This is a genomic window from Pseudomonas sp. 210_17 TE3656 (genome assembly GCF_054821965.1).
Genome location: NZ_JBTRBC010000001.1, coordinates 3,960,449 through 3,978,306 on the forward strand (window position 1 = coordinate 3,960,449; position 17,858 = coordinate 3,978,306).

At 61.7% G+C, this 17,858-nt stretch carries 18 protein-coding genes and 1 riboswitch; of the genes, 13 read left to right on the forward strand and 5 right to left on the reverse strand.

Features of this window, described 5'->3' with window-relative positions; translation table 11 throughout:
- The first annotated feature begins 166 nt into the window (after window positions 1–166).
- The 7 genes from ACVI9W_RS18585 to ACVI9W_RS18615 all read left to right on the forward strand — a co-directional run bounded on the left by ACVI9W_RS18585 (window position 167) and on the right by ACVI9W_RS18615 (window position 8,417).
- On the forward strand, window positions 167–883 hold the full coding sequence (locus ACVI9W_RS18585; RefSeq protein ID WP_461530769.1) for a response regulator transcription factor: 717 nt from the start codon (window positions 167–169) through the stop codon (window positions 881–883).
- The gene (locus ACVI9W_RS18590) at window positions 855–2,231 is read left to right on the forward strand and encodes a histidine kinase sensor domain-containing protein (protein WP_461530770.1); all 1,377 of its coding nucleotides are present in this window, start codon (window positions 855–857) and stop codon (window positions 2,229–2,231) included. Before ACVI9W_RS18585 ends, ACVI9W_RS18590 begins: the two co-directional genes overlap by 29 nt.
- Before the next feature lie 109 nt (window positions 2,232–2,340).
- The gene (gene cysM / locus ACVI9W_RS18595; protein WP_038608094.1) at window positions 2,341–3,243 is read left to right on the forward strand and encodes a cysteine synthase CysM; all 903 of its coding nucleotides are present in this window, start codon (window positions 2,341–2,343) and stop codon (window positions 3,241–3,243) included.
- Window positions 3,243–4,601 carry a 23S rRNA (uracil(1939)-C(5))-methyltransferase RlmD gene (gene rlmD, locus ACVI9W_RS18600; RefSeq protein ID WP_461530771.1) on the forward strand — a complete coding sequence of 453 codons (1,359 nt, stop codon included), beginning with the start codon at window positions 3,243–3,245 and terminating at the stop codon, window positions 4,599–4,601. The genes cysM and rlmD overlap by 1 nt, the downstream gene beginning before the upstream one ends.
- Window positions 4,602–4,700: 99 nt before the next feature.
- Entirely contained in the window at window positions 4,701–6,941 is a 2,241-nt protein-coding gene (relA, locus tag ACVI9W_RS18605; RefSeq protein WP_038608100.1) for a GTP diphosphokinase, read from the forward strand.
- Window positions 6,942–7,021: 80 nt separating this feature from the next.
- The gene (gene mazG / locus ACVI9W_RS18610; RefSeq protein ID WP_342624567.1) at window positions 7,022–7,852 is read left to right on the forward strand and encodes a nucleoside triphosphate pyrophosphohydrolase; all 831 of its coding nucleotides are present in this window, start codon (window positions 7,022–7,024) and stop codon (window positions 7,850–7,852) included.
- Window positions 7,853–7,877: 25 nt separating this feature from the next.
- A complete protein-coding gene (locus ACVI9W_RS18615; protein WP_461530772.1) occupies window positions 7,878–8,417 on the forward strand; it encodes a DUF2058 domain-containing protein in 540 nt (179 codons plus the stop codon).
- A gap of 46 nt (window positions 8,418–8,463) precedes the next feature.
- Here the strand turns inward: ACVI9W_RS18615 and ACVI9W_RS18620 are convergent, their stop codons facing one another.
- From ACVI9W_RS18620 to purM, 4 genes are all read right to left on the reverse strand, one after another.
- Entirely contained in the window at window positions 8,464–8,646 is a 183-nt protein-coding gene (locus tag ACVI9W_RS18620; protein ID WP_038608108.1) for a hypothetical protein, read from the reverse strand.
- A gap of 172 nt (window positions 8,647–8,818) precedes the next feature.
- A complete protein-coding gene (locus ACVI9W_RS18625; RefSeq protein WP_191832854.1) occupies window positions 8,819–9,529 on the reverse strand; it encodes a DUF3108 domain-containing protein in 711 nt (236 codons plus the stop codon).
- A gap of 8 nt (window positions 9,530–9,537) precedes the next feature.
- Window positions 9,538–10,191 (reverse strand): phosphoribosylglycinamide formyltransferase, encoded by a 654-nt coding sequence (purN, locus tag ACVI9W_RS18630; RefSeq protein WP_157191507.1) that lies wholly within the window; start codon window positions 10,189–10,191, stop codon window positions 9,538–9,540.
- Window positions 10,191–11,249, reverse strand: coding sequence for a phosphoribosylformylglycinamidine cyclo-ligase (gene purM, locus ACVI9W_RS18635; protein WP_461530773.1), 1,059 nt, complete (start codon window positions 11,247–11,249; stop codon window positions 10,191–10,193). Before purM ends, purN begins: the two co-directional genes overlap by 1 nt.
- A 346-nt stretch (window positions 11,250–11,595) precedes the next feature.
- Between purM and ACVI9W_RS18640 the strand changes: the two genes are divergently transcribed.
- The 6 genes from ACVI9W_RS18640 (at window position 11,596) to ACVI9W_RS18665 (ending at window position 16,686) form a co-directional block, all read left to right on the forward strand.
- Entirely contained in the window at window positions 11,596–12,645 is a 1,050-nt protein-coding gene (locus tag ACVI9W_RS18640; RefSeq protein WP_461530774.1) for a DUF2066 domain-containing protein, read from the forward strand.
- Between the two features lie 25 nt (window positions 12,646–12,670).
- Window positions 12,671–13,744 carry an AI-2E family transporter gene (locus ACVI9W_RS18645; protein ID WP_461530775.1) on the forward strand — a complete coding sequence of 358 codons (1,074 nt, stop codon included), beginning with the start codon at window positions 12,671–12,673 and terminating at the stop codon, window positions 13,742–13,744.
- 157 nt (window positions 13,745–13,901) lie between these two features.
- On the forward strand, window positions 13,902–14,606 hold the full coding sequence (gene hda, locus ACVI9W_RS18650) for a DnaA regulatory inactivator Hda (protein WP_461530776.1): 705 nt from the start codon (window positions 13,902–13,904) through the stop codon (window positions 14,604–14,606).
- 115 nt (window positions 14,607–14,721) lie between these two features.
- The gene (locus ACVI9W_RS18655) at window positions 14,722–15,354 is read left to right on the forward strand and encodes a C40 family peptidase (protein ID WP_461530777.1); all 633 of its coding nucleotides are present in this window, start codon (window positions 14,722–14,724) and stop codon (window positions 15,352–15,354) included.
- 134 nt (window positions 15,355–15,488) lie between these two features.
- Complete coding sequence (locus tag ACVI9W_RS18660; RefSeq protein WP_461530778.1) at window positions 15,489–16,022, forward strand: C40 family peptidase; 534 nt, start codon at window positions 15,489–15,491, stop codon at window positions 16,020–16,022.
- A gap of 16 nt (window positions 16,023–16,038) precedes the next feature.
- On the forward strand, window positions 16,039–16,686 hold the full coding sequence (locus ACVI9W_RS18665) for an O-methyltransferase (RefSeq protein ID WP_461530779.1): 648 nt from the start codon (window positions 16,039–16,041) through the stop codon (window positions 16,684–16,686).
- 80 nt (window positions 16,687–16,766) lie between these two features.
- On the opposite strand, the gene ACVI9W_RS18670 is transcribed toward ACVI9W_RS18665, so the two are convergent.
- Window positions 16,767–17,345: a hypothetical protein gene (locus ACVI9W_RS18670; RefSeq protein ID WP_461530780.1), complete on the reverse strand. Its 579-nt coding sequence runs from the start codon at window positions 17,343–17,345 to the stop codon at window positions 16,767–16,769.
- Between the two features lie 148 nt (window positions 17,346–17,493).
- A riboswitch (cobalamin riboswitch) is annotated at window positions 17,494–17,718 on the forward strand.
- The last annotated feature ends 140 nt before the right edge of the window (window positions 17,719–17,858 follow it).

Below are 17,858 nucleotides of genomic sequence, written 5' to 3' on the forward strand. Positions count from 1 at the left end.
ACGGACCAAGTCGGAAAAGTACCGCGCCTTCCCGCGCAATGCACTCATTTGTATCTACTTTTGACGTAGGCACAATCCTCGGGGCCGCACCGACGAGCAGTTGCCGGTTGCCTGCGCCAGGCAATTACTCAATAATCGCGTAACTGAGAATTGCTAGCACCCGCCAATGAATCCCGTAGCTATTAGCGAATCCACCATACTTGCCATCGAGGACGACCCGGTCCTGGGCGCCCACCTGCACGAAGAACTGCAACGCGGCGGCTTCAAGGTCACCTGGTGCAAGAATGGCCGCGATGGCTTGGCGGTTGCGCGCGAGTCGCGTTTCGATGTGGTCCTGATGGACATCCTGCTGCCGGGACTGAACGGCCTGGATGTGCTGGCGAAACTGCGTGAAAGCAGCTCGACACCGGTGATCATGATGTCTGCTCTGGGCGCCGAGGCGGATCGCATCAGTGGTTTTCAGCGTGGTGCCGATGACTACCTGCCCAAACCGTTCAGCATGGCCGAGCTTAAAGTGCGTATCGAGGCGATCCTGCGCCGTGTGGCGCTCGAGCGCCGTCGTCAGGAAGCGCCTGTGCAGCAGGCCGGCGCCCTGCAGTTCGACGAGCAGGCCTGTGATGTCTGCTGTGGCGAGCGCTGGGCAGGGCTGACCCTGAGCGAGTACCGGCTGCTCGATATCTTGCACCGCAGCCATGAAGAAGTGCTGAGCAAGGCGTTCCTTTACCAGCAGGTCCTGCAGCGTGGCTATGCCCGCCATGACCGCAGCCTGGACATGCATGTCAGCCAGATCCGGCGCAAGCTCAAGACCATCGGTTACCAGGAGCGTGAACTGCGCACGGTGTGGGGCAAGGGTTATGTACTCAGTGCCGCCGAGGTCAGCTGAGGTGCCCAATCGTCACTCATTGTTCTGGAAACTGGCGATCCTGCTGGTCGGTTTCTGTCTATTGATGATCGGCCTGAGCTGGAGCTGGGGCCGGCACATGGAAACCCAGAACGCCTACCTCTCCGATCAGGCCCGAATCACCTTGACCGGTTATGCCGCTGAGGCTGAACGCGCCTGGAAGCAGGGCGGGCAGGCCGGAGTCGATGCCTGGATCGCCGATATGGCCAGCAAGGAAGGCACCTGGGTGAATGTGCTGGGGGCCGACTTGCAGTCGCTGAGCAGCACGCCGCTGACCCCTGAGCAAAGTCGCAAGATCACCTTCCTGCGCGGCATCGACTGGCCGGTCAGCCGCCGGGTGATCGGCTTGCCGTGGATGCGCGTACCGTTTGTCGAGCACCCGGAGCAGGGGCTGCTGGTGATTGAGCTGCCAGAGCGCCTGATGCCCGGTCGCTACCGTCTGTTCTGGCGGTTCATGACCAACGGCGTGATTCCCGGGCTGTTCACCTTGCTGCTGTGCATCGGGCTGTACCGCATGCTGATCATGCCGCTGATCCAGTTGCGCGAGCAGGCCAATGCCTGGCGCGCCGATCAGCTGTCGGCGCGGGTCGCCAGCAGCACCACCAGCCGCCAGGACGAACTGGGCGAGCTGGGGCGTGCTTTCGATGACATGGCCGAACGACTGCAAGGTACGGTGGTCTTGCAGCAACAGTTGTTGCGTGACCTGTCGCACGAGCTGCGCACGCCTTTGAGCCGTCTGCGCGTAGCCTGCGAAGGGGACGCTGACGCCGGCCAGCTGCGTGAACGCCTGGGGCGCGAAATCGACTGCATGCAACGTCTGGTCGAGGATGCCTTGCAACTGGCCTGGCTCGACACCGAGCGGGCGCCGCCAAGCAAGGAACCGATCCAGGTCCAGGCGCTTTGGGACATGCTCGCCGAAGATGCCTGTTTTGAAAGCACCTGGCCGTCGACGCAACTGCATTGCGCGCTGGACGCCTCCTGCTGGATCCAGGGCAACCTGAACAGCGTGGCTCAGGCGCTGGAGAACATTCTGCGCAACGCCATCCGCCACTCGCCGGCCAGCGGCGTGATTCGCCTGGACGGCCGTCGTCAGGGCGATCACTGGCTGTTGTGGCTGGAGGATCAGGGCGGCGGCGTGGCGGAAGCCGAGCTTGAGCGGATCTTCGCGCCGTTTACCCGGCTGGACGGCTCACGTCCGGGCGATGGTGGTTTCGGCCTCGGCCTGAGCATCGCCCGCAATGCCATCGTGCGCCAGGGCGGACGCCTGTGGGCGCAGAACACCGGGCAGGGCTTGCGGCTGAACATCCAGCTGCCCGCTGCTCAGCCATAGGGCAACTGTTTATAACTGGCCGGTATAACACCCGCACATTGCGTGATATGGGCAAGGCCCGTTTGCCGGTATGATAGTCGCCCCCGCAGTCTGGATTGCGAACTACGCCATGACCTTGCAGTACCCAACCATCGCCGATTGCGTCGGCAACACGCCTCTGGTCCGCCTGCAGCGCATTGCCGGTGAAACCAGCAACACCCTCCTGCTCAAGCTTGAAGGCAACAACCCGGCAGGTTCGGTCAAGGACCGGCCGGCGCTGTCGATGATCACCCGTGCCGAATTGCGCGGACAGATCAAGCCGGGCGACACCCTGATCGAAGCGACCTCGGGCAACACCGGGATTGCCTTGGCCATGGCGGCGGCGATCAAGGGTTACAAGATGATCCTGATCATGCCCGACAACTCCAGCGCCGAACGCAAAGCGGCAATGACCGCCTATGGCGCCGAGCTGATTCTGGTCAGCAAGGAAGAGGGCATGGAGGGCGCTCGCGACCTCGCTGACCGTCTGCAAGCCGATGGCCGTGGCCTGGTGCTCGATCAGTTCGGCAACGGTGACAATCCCGAAGCCCACTATGTCAGCACCGGCCCGGAGATCTGGCGCCAGACCCAGGGCACCATCACCCATTTCGTCAGCTCCATGGGCACCACCGGCACCATCATGGGGTGCTCGCGTTACCTCAAGGAGCAAAACCCGGCGGTGCAGATCGTCGGTTTGCAGCCGATGGAAGGCTCGGCGATTCCGGGTATCCGGCGCTGGCCCGAAGAGTACCTGCCGAAGATCTATCAGGCTGACCGCGTCGATCGCGTGGTCGACATGGCCCAGAGCGAAGCCGAAGAGACCACCCGCCGACTGGCCCGCGAAGAGGGCATTTTCTGTGGTGTGTCCTCTGGTGGTGCAGTGGCGGCCATGTTGCGCCTGTCTCGTGAACTGGAAAACGCCGTGATCGTGGCAATCATTTGTGACCGTGGCGACCGTTACCTGTCGACCGGCATTTTCGACGCGGCGAACTGATGTCCAAAAGTAAACGCAACAGCGGCCTGCGCTTCCAGCCGGCCGGCGGCAGCCGCGCGCCGCAGATCCCCACCGGCAAAAAACAGCGCCTGCGTATCGAGCGCCTGGCGGGGGATGGCCGTGGCATCGCTTTTCTTGAAGGGCGCACCTGGTTTGTCAGTGGCGCGCTGGCCGAGGAAGAGGTCGAGGCGCGCGTGCTCAATACCCACGGCAAGGTGGTTGAAGCGCGTCTGGAGCGGGTGTTCAGTGCCAGCCCGGAGCGTCGCCAGGCGCCTTGCAAGCATTTCGATCGCTGCGGTGGCTGCAACCTGCAGCACCTGGCCCATGCCGATCAACTGGCCCTCAAGCAGCGCTTGCTGGCCGAGCAGCTGCAGCGGGTCGCCGGTGTGGCGCCCGAGCGTTGGGCCGCGCCTTTGAGCGGGCCGGAGTTTGCTTACCGGCGCCGGGCGCGGGTGGCAGTGCGCTGGGACAACAAAGCGAAAAAACTCGAAGTCGGCTTCCGCGCCGAAGCCAGCCAGGACATCGTCGCCATTGAGGATTGTCCGGTACTGGTACAACCCTTGCAGTCGATCATGCGTCATCTGCCGATGCTGCTGCAGAGCTTGAGCAAACCGCAGGTGGTCGGTCACGTCGAGCTGTTCAGCGGTACGGCACTGGCCTTGCTGCTACGGCATACCGCGCCATTGGCGGAAGGCGACCTGGCTCGCTTGCAGGCGTTCTGCAAAGAAGCAGGTGTGCAGCTATGGTTGCAAGGCGAGGGTGAACCTTATCCGCTTGATGCCGGTCAGACCCTCGGTTTCACCCTGACACCGTGGAACCTGGAGCTGGCATACCGGCCCGGGGATTTCGTCCAGGTCAACGCTGCGGTCAACACGGCGATGATCGAGCAGGCGCTGGCCTGGCTGGCGCCGCAAGCCGACGAGCGCGTACTTGATCTGTTCTGCGGTCTGGGCAATTTCGCCCTGCCGCTGGCCCGGCAGGCGCGTGAAGTGGTGGCAGTGGAAGGTGTACAGGCAATGGTCGAGCGGGCAGCGGCCAATGCACGAAGCAACGATTTGCATAACACGCAGTTTTTTCAGGCCGATTTATCGCAGCCTTTGACCGCCTCCGGCTGGGCCGCTGGAGGCTTTTCTGCGGTACTCTTGGACCCACCGCGGGACGGTGCTTACGAGGTTGTGCGAAAAATCGCAGACCTCGGAGCGAAACGTCTGGTGTATGTATCGTGCAACCCGGCAACCCTGGCCCGTGACACGCTAGAGCTGGTCAGGCAGGGTTACCGGTTAAAATGTGCCGGGATTCTCGACATGTTTCCTCAGACGGCGCATGTCGAAGCCATGGCGTTATTCGAAGCGGGCTAGCGGGACTGGCGCGTTGGGCGCTGCACCTTGGGTCCGGCAGGGGCAGCACCAGAGATATCAAGCGCATCGCGAATGCGCTGTAGGGAAAGGTAATCAAAGATGGTACAGGTGAGAGTGCACCAGCCGGTCAACACCGACGGCAGTATCAATCTCGAAGCATGGCTGGATCATGTGGTGAGCGTCGACCTGGCGCTGGACCGTGAAGCCCTTAAAGAGGCTTGCGAGTTCGCTCAGGAGATCGAGAAAAAGGGCAACCCGGCCAAGCATTCCTGGGCCGACGGGACCTCGAGTTTCCAGGCCGGCCTGGAAATCGCCGAAATCCTCGCCGACCTCAAGCTCGATCAGGACTCACTGGTCGCTGCGGTGATCTACCGTGCCGTACGCGAAGGCAAGGTGACCCTGGCCGAAGTCGGCCAGCGCTTTGGCCCGGTGGTGTCCAAGCTGATCGACGGTGTGCTGCGCATGGCCGCCATCAGCGCCAGTCTCAGCCCTCGCCAGTCGCTGGTGCTGGGCTCCCAGGCGCAGGTCGAGAACCTGCGCAAAATGCTCGTGGCCATGGTTGATGACGTGCGTGTGGCGCTGATCAAGCTGGCCGAGCGCACCTGCGCAATCCGCGCGGTCAAAGGCGCCGACGACGAGAAGCGCAACCGCGTTGCCCGCGAGGTCTTCGATATCTACGCCCCGCTGGCGCATCGCCTGGGTATCGGTCATATCAAATGGGAGCTGGAAGACCTGTCCTTCCGCTACCTGGAGCCGGACCAATACAAGCAGATCGCCAAGTTGCTGCATGAGCGGCGCCTGGACCGTGAGCGGTTTATCAGCGATGTGATGAACCAGCTGCAGAACGAACTGCTGGCCACCGGGGTCAAGGCCGACATCAGCGGCCGGGCCAAACACATCTATTCGATCTGGCGCAAAATGCAGCGCAAGGGTCTGGAGTTCAGCCAGATCTATGACGTGCGCGCAGTACGCGTGCTGGTGCCGGAGATGCGCGATTGCTATACCGCGCTGGGGATCGTCCACACCTTGTGGCGGCACATCCCGAAAGAATTCGACGACTACATCGCCAACCCCAAGGAAAACGGCTACCGCTCCTTGCACACGGCGGTGATCGGCCCTGAGGGCAAGGTTCTCGAGGTGCAGATCCGCACCCACGCCATGCACGAAGAGGCCGAACTCGGCGTCTGCGCGCACTGGCGCTACAAGGGCACCGACGTCAAATCCAGCTCCAACCATTACGAGGAGAAAATCTCCTGGTTGCGCCAGGTGCTGGAATGGCACGAAGAGCTGGGTGATATCGGTGGCCTGGCCGAACAGCTGCGCGTCGATATCGAACCCGACCGGGTCTATGTCTTCACCCCTGACGGCCACGCCATCGATCTGCCCAAGGGCGCCACACCGCTGGACTTCGCCTACCGCGTGCACACCGAAATCGGCCACAACTGCCGCGGTGCGAAGATCAACGGGCGGATCGTGCCGCTCAACTACAGCCTGCAGACCGGTGAGCAGGTCGAGATCATTACCAGCAAACACGGCAACCCCAGCCGCGACTGGCTGAACTCGAACCTGGGTTATGTCACCACGTCGCGGGCGCGGGCCAAGATTGTTCACTGGTTCAAGCTGCAGGCACGCGATCAGAACGTTGCGGCTGGCAAGACCCTGCTGGAACGCGAACTCAACCGGCTGGGGCTGCCCCAGGTGGACTTCGAGCGGCTGGCTGAAAAAGCCAATCTCAGGGCCGCTGAAGACATGTTCGCCTCCCTCGGGGCAGGTGACTTGCGCCTGGCGCATCTGGTCAATGCCGCACAACAACTGGTTGAGCCTGAGCGCAGCGAACATGTCGAGCTGGTGCCGCGTAAAGCCACCGGTTACAAACCGGGCAAGCGCGGTGATATCCAGATCCAGGGCGTCGGCAACCTGCTTACGCAAATGGCCGGCTGCTGCCAGCCGTTGCCGGGCGATGCGATTGTCGGCTACATCACCGTGGGCCGTGGGGTGACCATTCACCGCCAGGATTGTGCCTCGGTGCTGCAACTGGCCGGGCGCGAGCCGGAGCGGATCATCCAGGTCAGCTGGGGGCCGGTGCCGGTACAGACCTACCCGGTGGATATCATCATCCGTGCCTACGACCGTCCGGGGTTGCTGCGTGACGTCTCCCAGGTGCTGCTCAACGAGCGGATCAACGTGCTGGCGGTCAACACCCGCTCGAACAAAGAAGACAACACCGCGCTGATGTCGCTGACCATCGAGATTCCTGGCCTGGATGCCCTTGGGCGCCTGCTCGGGCGGATTTCGCAGCTGCCGAACATTATCGAGACGCGGCGTAACCGTACCCCTTGAGATCGCCATCGCGGGGCAAGCCCGCTCCCACAGGGTGGGAGCGGGCTTGCCCCGCGATAAGGCCTTAGCAGAGACCTCAGATGTATACCCTAGATGACCTGCTCCACCTCATGGCCCGCCTGCGCGACCCGCAATACGGCTGCCCGTGGGACCTCAAGCAGACCTACGCAACGATCATTCCCTACACCCTCGAAGAAGCCTACGAAGTGGCCGACGCCATCGAGCGCAGCGACTTTGAGCACTTGCAGGGTGAATTGGGCGACCTGTTGTTCCAGGTGGTCTATTACAGCCAGCTGGCCCGTGAAGAAGGCCGTTTCGAGTTTGCCGGGGTGATCGACAGCATTACCCGCAAGCTGATCCGCCGCCATCCGCACGTGTTCCCCACCGGTGAGTTGTACGCGCCGCTGGATACACCAAAACTCGACGAGGCTCAGGTCAAGCAGCGCTGGGAAGAAATCAAGGCCCAGGAACGGGCCGAGAAGGGCGTTCCCGAGCAGCTGTCGCTGCTCGATGACGTACCGGCCGCCTTGCCGGCCCTGTCCCGGGCCGCCAAGCTGCAAAAACGCACGGCCAAGGTCGGTTTCGACTGGCCGGATGCCTTGCCGGTGCTGGACAAGGTGCGCGAAGAACTCGACGAAGTACTCGAAGCCATGGCCGCCAATGACAGCGCCGCGCTGGCCGAGGAAGTGGGTGATCTGCTGTTTGCCACGGTCAACCTGGCCCGGCATCTGAAGGTCGACCCGGAAAACGCCCTGCGCGGCGCCAACCAAAAGTTTGAACGACGTTTCCGTTTTATCGAGCAGGCATTGCGCGAGAGTGGGCGTCCGATTGAAGATTGCACCCTGGAAGACATGGATGCGCTGTGGGGCGAAGCCAAACGTCAGGAAAAGAACCTGCCCAGCTGCGGCTGAGCTGAAGCACATAAGTGAGTGAACAATGAGCCTTTCCCTTCGCGACCAATTGCTCAAAGCCGGTCTGGTCAACCAGAAACAGGTCAAGCAGGTCAGTAAAGAACAGAAGAAACAAAAACGCCTGGAACACAAAGGCCAGGTCGAAGTCGACGATACCCAGCAGCGGCTGGCCAAGGAAGCCATGGCGGAAAAAGCCAAGCGCGACCAGGAGCTCAACCGCCAGCAGCAGGAGAAAGTCGAGCAGAAAGCCCGTGCTGCCCAGGTCAAGCAACTGATCGAGGTCTCGCGCCTGCCCAAGCTGACCACTGAGGACTACTACAACTTCGTCGACGACAAGAAGGTCAAGCGCCTGTCGGTCAACGCCCTGATGCGCAGCAAGCTGAGCAGCGGCTCGCTGGCGATCGTTGCCCATGGTGGCGGCTATGAAGTGATCCCGCGTGAAGCGGCACTGAAGATCCAGGAGCGCGATCCCAAGCGCATCGTCTTGCTCAACACCCAGGTTGAAGCGCCGGATGCCGATGATCCGTACGCCGCCTACGTGATCCCTGACGATCTGATGTGGTAAAAACGACAAACCCCGCTTCGGCGGGGTTTGTATTTTCTGCAGAGGGCTATTGCTGTTGCTCTCTGTTTTCGAGGAATTCCAGTTCGATGCGGTAGCTGTGGGCTTCATGTTCGTTGTGGAACATGCCAACCAGTTCATCCTGCTGGTGCACATCCCAGATGCGCAGGCCTGCTGCCAGGCTTTCATAAGACATTTTGTTTTCGTCGCGCTCAGTTACTTTGACAGTCATCTGCAAACTCCACTTTCAGTTAACTGCGGCACCGTGTCGCAGGTCTCTTTTATAGAGTTTGTTAGCTGGCTAAGTAAATGCTTGGCCCATGAAACATCTTTCATGTCCCTGTGCGGGCAAAAATGAAACCCCGCACTTGGCGGGGTTTCGGGTGTAACCAGCAGTCAGGCAATCAGTTGCCTTTGACCGCCTTGCCATCGACCGTACCATCCTGCAGCACGATCACGTACTCCTTGCCGTCAGTCTCGACCTGACGCAGTTGTACCAGCAGATAATCCCAATCCTTGGCGAACCACAGCTCGGTGATGCGCTTGCTCTGGCTCGGATCGCGCACACGCTCGACCTTGATGGCATCGACCTGACCGGTCTTGGTGGTGACTTTTTCGGTACCCAGGACGCGGAAGTCATAGGTATCGATCTCGTCGCCATCAACCACCTGGTAGCTCACGCTCTTCTTGCCGGCAGCGACGTCATGTTGCAGGGCCAGCTGATAGGTGGACTTGTCCAGCACGCCACGGTTCAGCGGCAGCTTGATCGCGTCACCGCGGTCGGTGCCGGTAATCAGCTTGCTGCTCCAGTCAAAGTCCAGGTCGACTTTCTTGGCCTTGCCCAGGCCACCACGTTCGAAGTGGTAGGTCTGTGGCAGCAGGGTGTCCTTGTCCAGACGCAGGGTGCTTTGCTCGGTCAGGCTGGCGATCATCATCGATGCCTTGAAGTTCAGGCTCCAGGTACCGTTGGCATTCTTTTCCAGGCTGCGCTCGGCGGTGCCGCTCATGGGCAGCTGCTTCCAGTCGGCGGTGTAGCTGGCCGAGAAAGGTTTCAGATCCGCTGCCTGAAGCGGCAGTGCGAGCACGGCAAGAGCGAAGAGCAGGGCGCGACGCATAGTATCTCCTAGGGTCGAATCAAGTGGCCGCTGGCCGCCAGAGGCTGGCCATCCAGTAGAGCACCGTGCTCACCCAGGCGCAAACGGCCTTCGGCGAACCAGCGCACTGCCAGCGGGTAAATCTGGTGTTCCTGGCTGTGAACCCGTTGCGCCAGACGTTCTGGCGTGTCATCCAACTCTACCGGTATTACTGCCTGTACGACCAGCGGTCCGCCGTCGAGTTCCTCGGTCACGAAGTGCACGCTGCAGCCATGCTCCTTGTCACCCGCCTCGAGAGCGCGTTGATGGGTGTGCAGGCCCTTGTATTTGGGCAGCAGCGACGGATGAATGTTCAGCAGGCGACCTTGATAGTGACGGACGAAGCCGGCACTGAGGATGCGCATGAAACCGGCCAGCACCACCAGCTGCGGCTGGTAACCATCGATCAGCTCGACCAAGGCCGCGTCGAACGCCTCGCGGCCCTCGAAGGCTTTATGGTCGAGCACAGCGGTGTCGATGCCGGCATCACGGGCGCGCTGCAGGCCATAGGCATCGGCGCGGTTGGAGATGACCGCGCGGATCCGCACCGGGCTATCGCCGGTGCGGACGCTGTCGATCAAGGCTTGCAGATTACTGCCGGTGCCGGACAGCAGCACCACGACATCACAAGACTTGCTTGGCATCAGTGCGCCTTGACGTTCTTCAGCTCGACCTGGGCAGCGCCTTCGGCAGCAACGCCGATCTGGCCGATGACCCATGGCTGCTCGCCGGAGTCACGCAGGTTCTTCAGAGCGATCTCGACCTGGTCCTGAGCCACGCAGATGACCATGCCGACGCCGCAGTTCAGCACGCGGTGCATTTCGTGCTCGTCAACGTTACCTTGCTGTTGCAGCCAGTCGAAGACTACCGGGCGATTCCAGCTGGCGACGTCGACCACCGCCTGGGCGCCTTTTGGCAGGACGCGCGGGATGTTGTCGAGTAGACCGCCACCGGTGATGTGGGCCATGGCCTTGACTGCGCCGGTGTCTTTGATCAGCTTGAGCAGCGGCTTGACGTAGATACGGGTCGGCGCCATCAGCAGTTCGGTCAGCGGCTTGCCGTCGAGCTGGGTGTTTTCGATGTCGGCACCGGACACTTCGATGATCTTGCGGATCAGCGAGTAGCCGTTGGAGTGCGGGCCGGAAGACGGCAGGGCGATCAGCGCGTCGCCAGTGGCAACCTTGGAGCCGTCGATGATCTCGGCTTTTTCCACCACGCCAACGCAGAAGCCGGCCAGGTCGTAGTCTTCGCCTTCGTACATGCCAGGCATTTCAGCGGTTTCACCGCCGACCAGGGAGCAGCCAGCCAGTTCGCAGCCAGCGCCGATGCCGGTAACCACGGTAGCGGCAACATCAACGTTGAGCTTGCCGGTGGCGTAGTAGTCGAGGAAGAACAGCGGCTCGGCGCCGCACACCACCAGGTCGTTGACGCACATGGCGACCAGGTCCTGGCCGATGCTGTCGTGCTTGTTCAGGTTCAGTGCCAGGCGCAGCTTGGTGCCGACGCCGTCGGTGCCGGAGACCAGTACCGGTTGTTTGTAGCCGGCCGGGATTTCACAGAGGGCGCCAAAACCGCCCAGGCCGCCCATGACTTCCGGGCGCGCCGTGCGCTTGGCAACGCCTTTGATGCGTTCGACCAATGCTTCACCGGCGTCGATGTCTACACCGGCGTCCTTGTAGCTCAGGGAGGGTTGCTTGCTCATGATCCAGGCCTTTAGGGGGGAGGGATTCAGGGGAATCGACCGTGACCTGCCAGGCAAGGCGGAGGGTAATCCGGTTGCCTGACCGTCGCCGGTCTGCGAAGGCGCGCGATTTTATCAGGGTTGCCCGGTAGCGGCCATCCTCAGGCCGACGGGCAGAGCCCAGATCGGCTAAAAAAATAGCCTTTAACAGTGTCTCGCTGGTTGCCGGGGCCCAGGCTGTATAAGGTATAGCAAAGGCGATGAGATGAAATTGACCGCGCTGGCTGAATGTTTTGCCGGGTGCTGCGGTCATACCGGCATCTTATTTATAAGCATCGCTTCTTTATTACCAGGACAGGAATCCTCCATGCGTTTGCGTAATTACCTGGCCGTTGGCTGTCTTGCCTTGCTGGGGCTGTCGGCTCAGGCCGAAACCCTTTCCGGCCTCTATCAGGTTCGCGAGCCGGTCGACGGCCAGGGCGCCGAAGCCCGTACTCAGGCCACCGGCAAAGCCCTTGAAACCCTCGTGCTGCGCCTGACCGGCGACCCCAAGGCGGCGCAGAGCCCGGCCCTGGCGGGGCTGCGCAAAGACCCGCAACAGATCATCAGTCAGTTCGGCTTCGAGGCCGGGCCGCCCGAAACCGTGCTGGTGGACTTCGATCCGGGCAGCACCGAGCGCACCTTGCGTCAGGCGGGCCTGGCGCTGTGGGGCAACAATCGGCCTTCGATCCTTGGCTGGTGGTTGAACGACAGTACCGAAGGCTCAAGTCTGGTCGGCGACGGCCAGAGCAGCGCCGCGCCCCTGCGCCGTGCCGCCCAGCACCGAGGCTTGCCATTGCGTCTGCCGCTGGCCGACCTCAATGAGCAATTGGTGGCCACTGCGAAAAATCTAGAGGGTGCGGACCCTGCGCCGCTGCGTGAGGCTTCCGAGCGTTATGGCGCCGACGCCTTGCTGGCGGTGCATGCCAGTGAAGCCGACGGCAAGTGGCAGGGCACCTGGCGGCTGTGGCTGGGCGAGCAGCGCGAGCAGGGCAAGGTTGAAGCTGCCGACCAGGCCGCGCTGGCCGACGCCGTGATGCTGGCGGTCAGCAACCGCCTGGCGCCGCGCTTTGTGACTCGCCCCGGTGCCAGCAGCGAAATGCAGGTGCAGGTCCAGGGCATGAACCTGGCACGTTATGCCGATCTCGGCCGGGTGCTGGAACCCTATGGTGCGCGCCTGAAGCAGGTTGAGGGCGATACCCTGACCTATCAGGTCACTGGCAACAGCGATCAGCTGCGCGCCCAGCTGGGCCTGGCCAAACTGCAGGAGCTGCCAGCTGAAGCGCCGGTACCACAACCGCCTGTTGATCCGGCCAATCCGGCTGCGACCCAGGCCGCTGCGCCAAAACCGTTCAATGGCCTGCGTTTTCGTTGGTAATCCCTGACCAGGCCTGGAGCCGTTCATGATTGATATGCGTCGCTGGGTATGGCCCGGCGTAACCTTACTGTGCGCCGCTTTGCTGTACTGGCTGCACCCGATTCTGTCGCCGTTTCTGGTCGGCATCCTGCTGGCCTATCTGGCCGACCCGCTGGTCGATCGCCTGGAACGTGCCGGCTTGTCCCGCACCTGGGGCGTGGTGCTGGTATTCACCTTGTTTACCCTGTTGCTGACCCTGCTGCTCCTGGTGCTGGTGCCGATGCTGGCCAAGCAGTTGGTGCGCCTCTACGAGCTGGCGCCGCAGATGCTTGACTGGTTGCAGCATGATGCCTTGCCCTGGCTACAGACACGCCTTGGCCTGGCCGAGGGCTTCTGGAAGTTCGACAAGATCAAGGCGGCCATCAGCGGTCATATGGGTCAGACCACCGACATCGTCGGGGTCATCCTGTCCCAGGCCACCGCTTCGGGGCTGGCCCTGCTGGGCTGGCTGGCCAACCTGGTGCTGATCCCGGTGGTGAGCTTCTACCTGCTGCGTGACTGGGACCTGATGATGGCCAAGATCCGTGGCCTGCTGCCGCGTCAGCGCGAGGAGCGTGTGGTGGCGCTGGCCGGTGAGTGCCACGAAGTGCTGGGGGCGTTCGTCCGTGGCCAGTTGATGGTGATGGTGGCGCTGGGGGTTATCTATGCCTCTGGCCTGATGCTTGTGGGCCTTGAGCTCGGATTGTTGATTGGCCTGCTGGCAGGTCTGGCGGCCATCGTGCCGTACATGGGCTTCATTATTGGTATCGGCGCGGCGATGATTGCCGGGTTGTTCCAGTTTGGCGGTGATCCTTATCCGTTACTGGCGATCGCAGCGGTATTCATGATCGGCCAGGCACTGGAAGGCATGGTCCTGACGCCATTGCTGGTCGGCGACCGCATCGGCCTGCATCCGGTGGCGGTGATTTTCGCCATTCTCGCCGGCGGTGAATTGTTCGGTTTCACCGGCGTTCTGCTGGCCCTGCCGGTGGCGGCGGTGATCATGGTGCTACTGCGTCACGTCCATGATCTCTATAAAGAGTCGGATATGTATGGCGGTGAGATCGACCCGGATCTCTAGCTTGATGGCAATGGGCTTGCAGTGATTCCCGGGTGTCAATGCAAGCCTTTGATTTTACTTGTGGTCCTCACTGATTGTGCGACCGGCGCCACGGGTATAGACTTTGCAGACTTTTCACAAAAGGCCCCTTGTGGTTCTTCGGAACTGCCCAGCCAGCATGAAACCGATCCAGTTGCCCTTGGGTGTGCGTCTGCGTGATGACGCCACCTTCATCAACTACTACCCGGGTGCCAACGCCGCCGCATTGGGCTACGTCGAGCGACTCTGCGAAGCCGACGCCGGCTGGACCGAAAGCCTGATCTATCTCTGGGGCAAGCAGGGCGTCGGGCGTACCCACCTGCTGCAAGCCGCCTGCCTGCGTTTCGAGCAATTGGGTGAACCTGCTGTTTACCTGCCGCTGGCGCAGCTGCTCGACCGTGGAGTCGAGTTGCTGGATAACCTCGAACAGTACGAACTGGTCTGCCTCGACGACCTGCATGTGATTGCCAGCAAGCCGGAGTGGGAAGAGGCCATGTTCCACCTGTTCAACCGCCTGCGTGACAGCGGCCGGCGCTTGTTGCTGGCAGCATCCAGTTCACCGCGGGAGCTGCCGATCAAGCTGGCAGACCTCAAGTCGCGCCTGACCCTGGCGCTGATCTTCCAGATGCGTGCGCTGTCTGACGAAGACAAGCTGCGCGCCTTGCAACTGCGCGCCTCGCGCCGCGGCCTGCAACTCTCCGACGAGGTCGGACACTTCATCCTCACCCGCGGCACGCGCAGCATGAGCGCCTTGTTCGACTTGCTCGAACGCCTCGATCAGGCTTCTTTGCAGGCTCAACGCAAGCTCACCATCCCGTTTTTGAAAGAAACTTTAGGCTGGTGAGGCAGGGGCTAGAGCCTCGGCACGTAAAAGTCACATTTTTTTCGATTGAATTTGCAAATCGATGCGATAGAAGGCATAGTTTCGACTTCTTTAAATCCAAGACACGGTCGTGCCCATGCTAAATCGCTTCGCACCCCTCGTGCCCCTCGCACTTGTGACCCTGCTTTTTGGCTGCGCAGCGCATAGCCCTGTTTCGCAGCAGCAGGTTCAACAACCGATTTCCGCTCAGGTTTTGAGCAAGTCCTCCACCTCGTCGGTGTTCGAGGAAGAGCTGGCCACCGAAGAAGAACTTCAGGATTTCGCCAGCAGCAAGCCTTACCAATTGCCAGCCCTGGCTGACAACATTCTCGAGCGCGGTATGTCGCTGATCGGTACCCGTTACCGTTTCGGTGGTACCTCCGAGAACACCGGCTTTGATTGCAGCGGTTTCATCGGTTACCTGTTCCGCGAAGAAGCCGGCCTCAACCTGCCGCGCTCCACCCGCGAAATGATCAACGTAAAAGCCCCGCTGGTTGCCCGTAACAACCTCAAGCCGGGTGATCTGCTGTTCTTCAGCACCAATGGTCGCGGTCGTGTCAGTCACGCAGGGATCTACCTGGGCGACGATCAGTTCATCCACTCCAGCAGCCGCCGCAGCGGTGGCGTGCGCATCGACAAACTCGGTGATCGCTATTGGAGCAAGACCTTTATCGAAGCCAAACGCGCATTGGCCATGGCACCGACCGCGACCACCATCTCGCGCAACTGATCATCGGCCTTGCGGTATCACGGCGACGTAGCTGAAAAGCTCGTCGCCGTGCGTGTTTACAGAAAGCGTCTAATCTAAATTCTCAACTATTTTCCGGCTCACCGCCGGACGGCTTCAGACAGGATGTTCTGACCATGGCGATGAAGGCGCGCTTCGCTCTACTTTCCCTGCTGGCACTGCTCGGTGCCTGCTCCAGCCATGCCCCGACCCCGCCCAAGGTGGTCGAGCCAGCCGTCATGGCGCCTCAGGTATATTTCTCTCCGGTTGCCGAAGATGTGCTGTTCCGTGCCTTGGGCCTGGTCGGTACGCCTTATCGCTGGGGCGGCAATACACCGGACTCGGGTTTTGATTGCAGTGGCTTGATCGGTTACGTCTATCGCGATGCCGCCGGTATCGCCCTGCCGCGCACCACCCGTGAAATGATTGGCGTGCGCGCGCCGACCATCGACCGTGGCGCCCTGCAGTCCGGGGACCTGGTGTTCTTTGCCACCAATGGCGGTTCGCAGGTCAGCCACGCCGGCATCTACGTCGGCGAAGGCCGTTTCGTGCATGCCCCGTCTGCGGGCGGAACCGTGCGTCTGGACTACCTGTCCAACAGCTACTGGAACAAAACCTATCTCAATGCCAAGCGGGTGCTGGCGCCGACCCACCTGGCGCGCAACCCCTGACCTTGCGAGGTAGGCGATGACGGCACAAACGCTCTACCTCGACGATGCTCTCTACCAATACCTGCAAGCGGTTTCTCTTCGCGAGACACCGTTGCTTGCGCGCTTGCGCACGGAAACCCAGGCGTTGCCCGAGGCGCGCTGGCAGGTGGCGCCGGAACAAGGGCAGTTGCTGGCGCTGCTGGTGCGCCTGATCGGCGCGCAGCGGGTGATCGAGGTCGGTACCTTCACCGGATACAGCGCACTGTGCATGGCCCAGGCCATGGAGCAGGGGCAGTTGTTGTGCTGCGATCTTGAAGGTAGTTACAACGCGATTGCCTGGCGCTATTGGCGGGAGGCCGGCGTGGCGGAACGTATCGAGATGCGCCTGGCGCCCGCCTTGCAAACGCTGGCGACATTGCCGTCAGGACGTTACGACCTGATGTTCATCGATGCCGACAAGGCCAACTACCCGCAGTATCTGGAAGAGGCCCTGCGCTTGCTGCGTACAGGTGGGCTGGTGTTGTTCGACAACACCCTGTGGAGCGGGCGGGTGCTGCAGACGCAGCCCGACAGTGAAGATACCCGGGCAATACAGGCGTTGAACCTGAGGCTCAAGGACGATCCGCGGGTGGATCTGTCGATGTTGCCCATAGGGGATGGCTTGACGCTTTGTCGTAAGCGTTGAGTTTACCAAGCTGATCGCGGGGCAAGCCCGCTCCCACAGGTTTGCTCGGTATTGTGGGAGCGGGCTTGCCCCGCGATTGATCATGCCTGCTTGAGCAGCAGCGCAACCCCCGGATGGTACTGACCGGCCTCGTTGTGCAGCTTGCGGTAGGCATAGGGGAAGTACCAGGCAATGGCACAGGCGGTGTGCTTTTGCAGGTCGTCGACCAGGTCCTGGAGTTCTTCGGGGCTGGCATGCTGTCCGGCTTTCCAGGGGCTGGCGAACAGCGCGGCGACTTTTAGCTGGCTGGGTGCAGCCACCTGGCGGGCGGCAAGCACAGTCTCTTGCAGCGCGTTGTTCAGGTCCAGGCGGGCGATGCGTGGCCAGCGCTGGCTGGCTTGCAGGTAGGCGGCTTCTTCGCGATTGGCGATGTACAGGTCGCAGTAACCTTCACGCTCACCTTCGTCACGCTGCTTCTTGCTCTGGTGATGTTGCAAGGTGATCAGCTCTGCTTGCCAGGCTGCGGCCGAGAGCACGCCGAGGTTCGCTTGGGCGCCGTGCCAGTAAGGGGCCTCGCCGTCGCCCAGGGTCTGGTTGCAGCGGTCGATGCATTCGACCCAGCGTTCCAGGGCCGGACGCAGGAATTCCAGGCGCGGGTTATTGATGATCAGGCCTTGCATGCCGCTCTCTCCTTTATCGTTGTAATCGAGACAGCCAAATTGTGGCTATTTGATATCACTGATATCAGGGTGGCACAAGATGACAAAGGCGCCATTGATCCAGGCCAGTGCTGCGCCTTTCATTGACGCTCCGGGTGCAACCCTCTAACCTTCGCGACTTGTTTCAGGTGCTCTGTGGGCTGTGGTCTGGCAGGGTGAAACAGGGAAGCCGGTGGGTGCGCAATTGCGTGCGAGTCCGGCGCTGCCCCCGCAACGGTAGGTGAGTCAAGGCCGCGCATGGCCACTGGGTGATCGCACCCGGGAAGGCGCGCGACCCCGGGTGTTGATGACCCCGCTCACAAGCCCGGAGACCGGCCTGTAACAGCCAACGGCATCACGGAGGGTGATGCGCGGTTTCTTCGGCCTGTGCCGCAGCCCTGCGCGTTTTTCCGTCTGCCTTATCCATTGATCTGTTGCCATCTCTTTGCCGCGAACGCTGTGCAGCCCTGTGCTGGCAGGCGCGTTGCAGGTTGG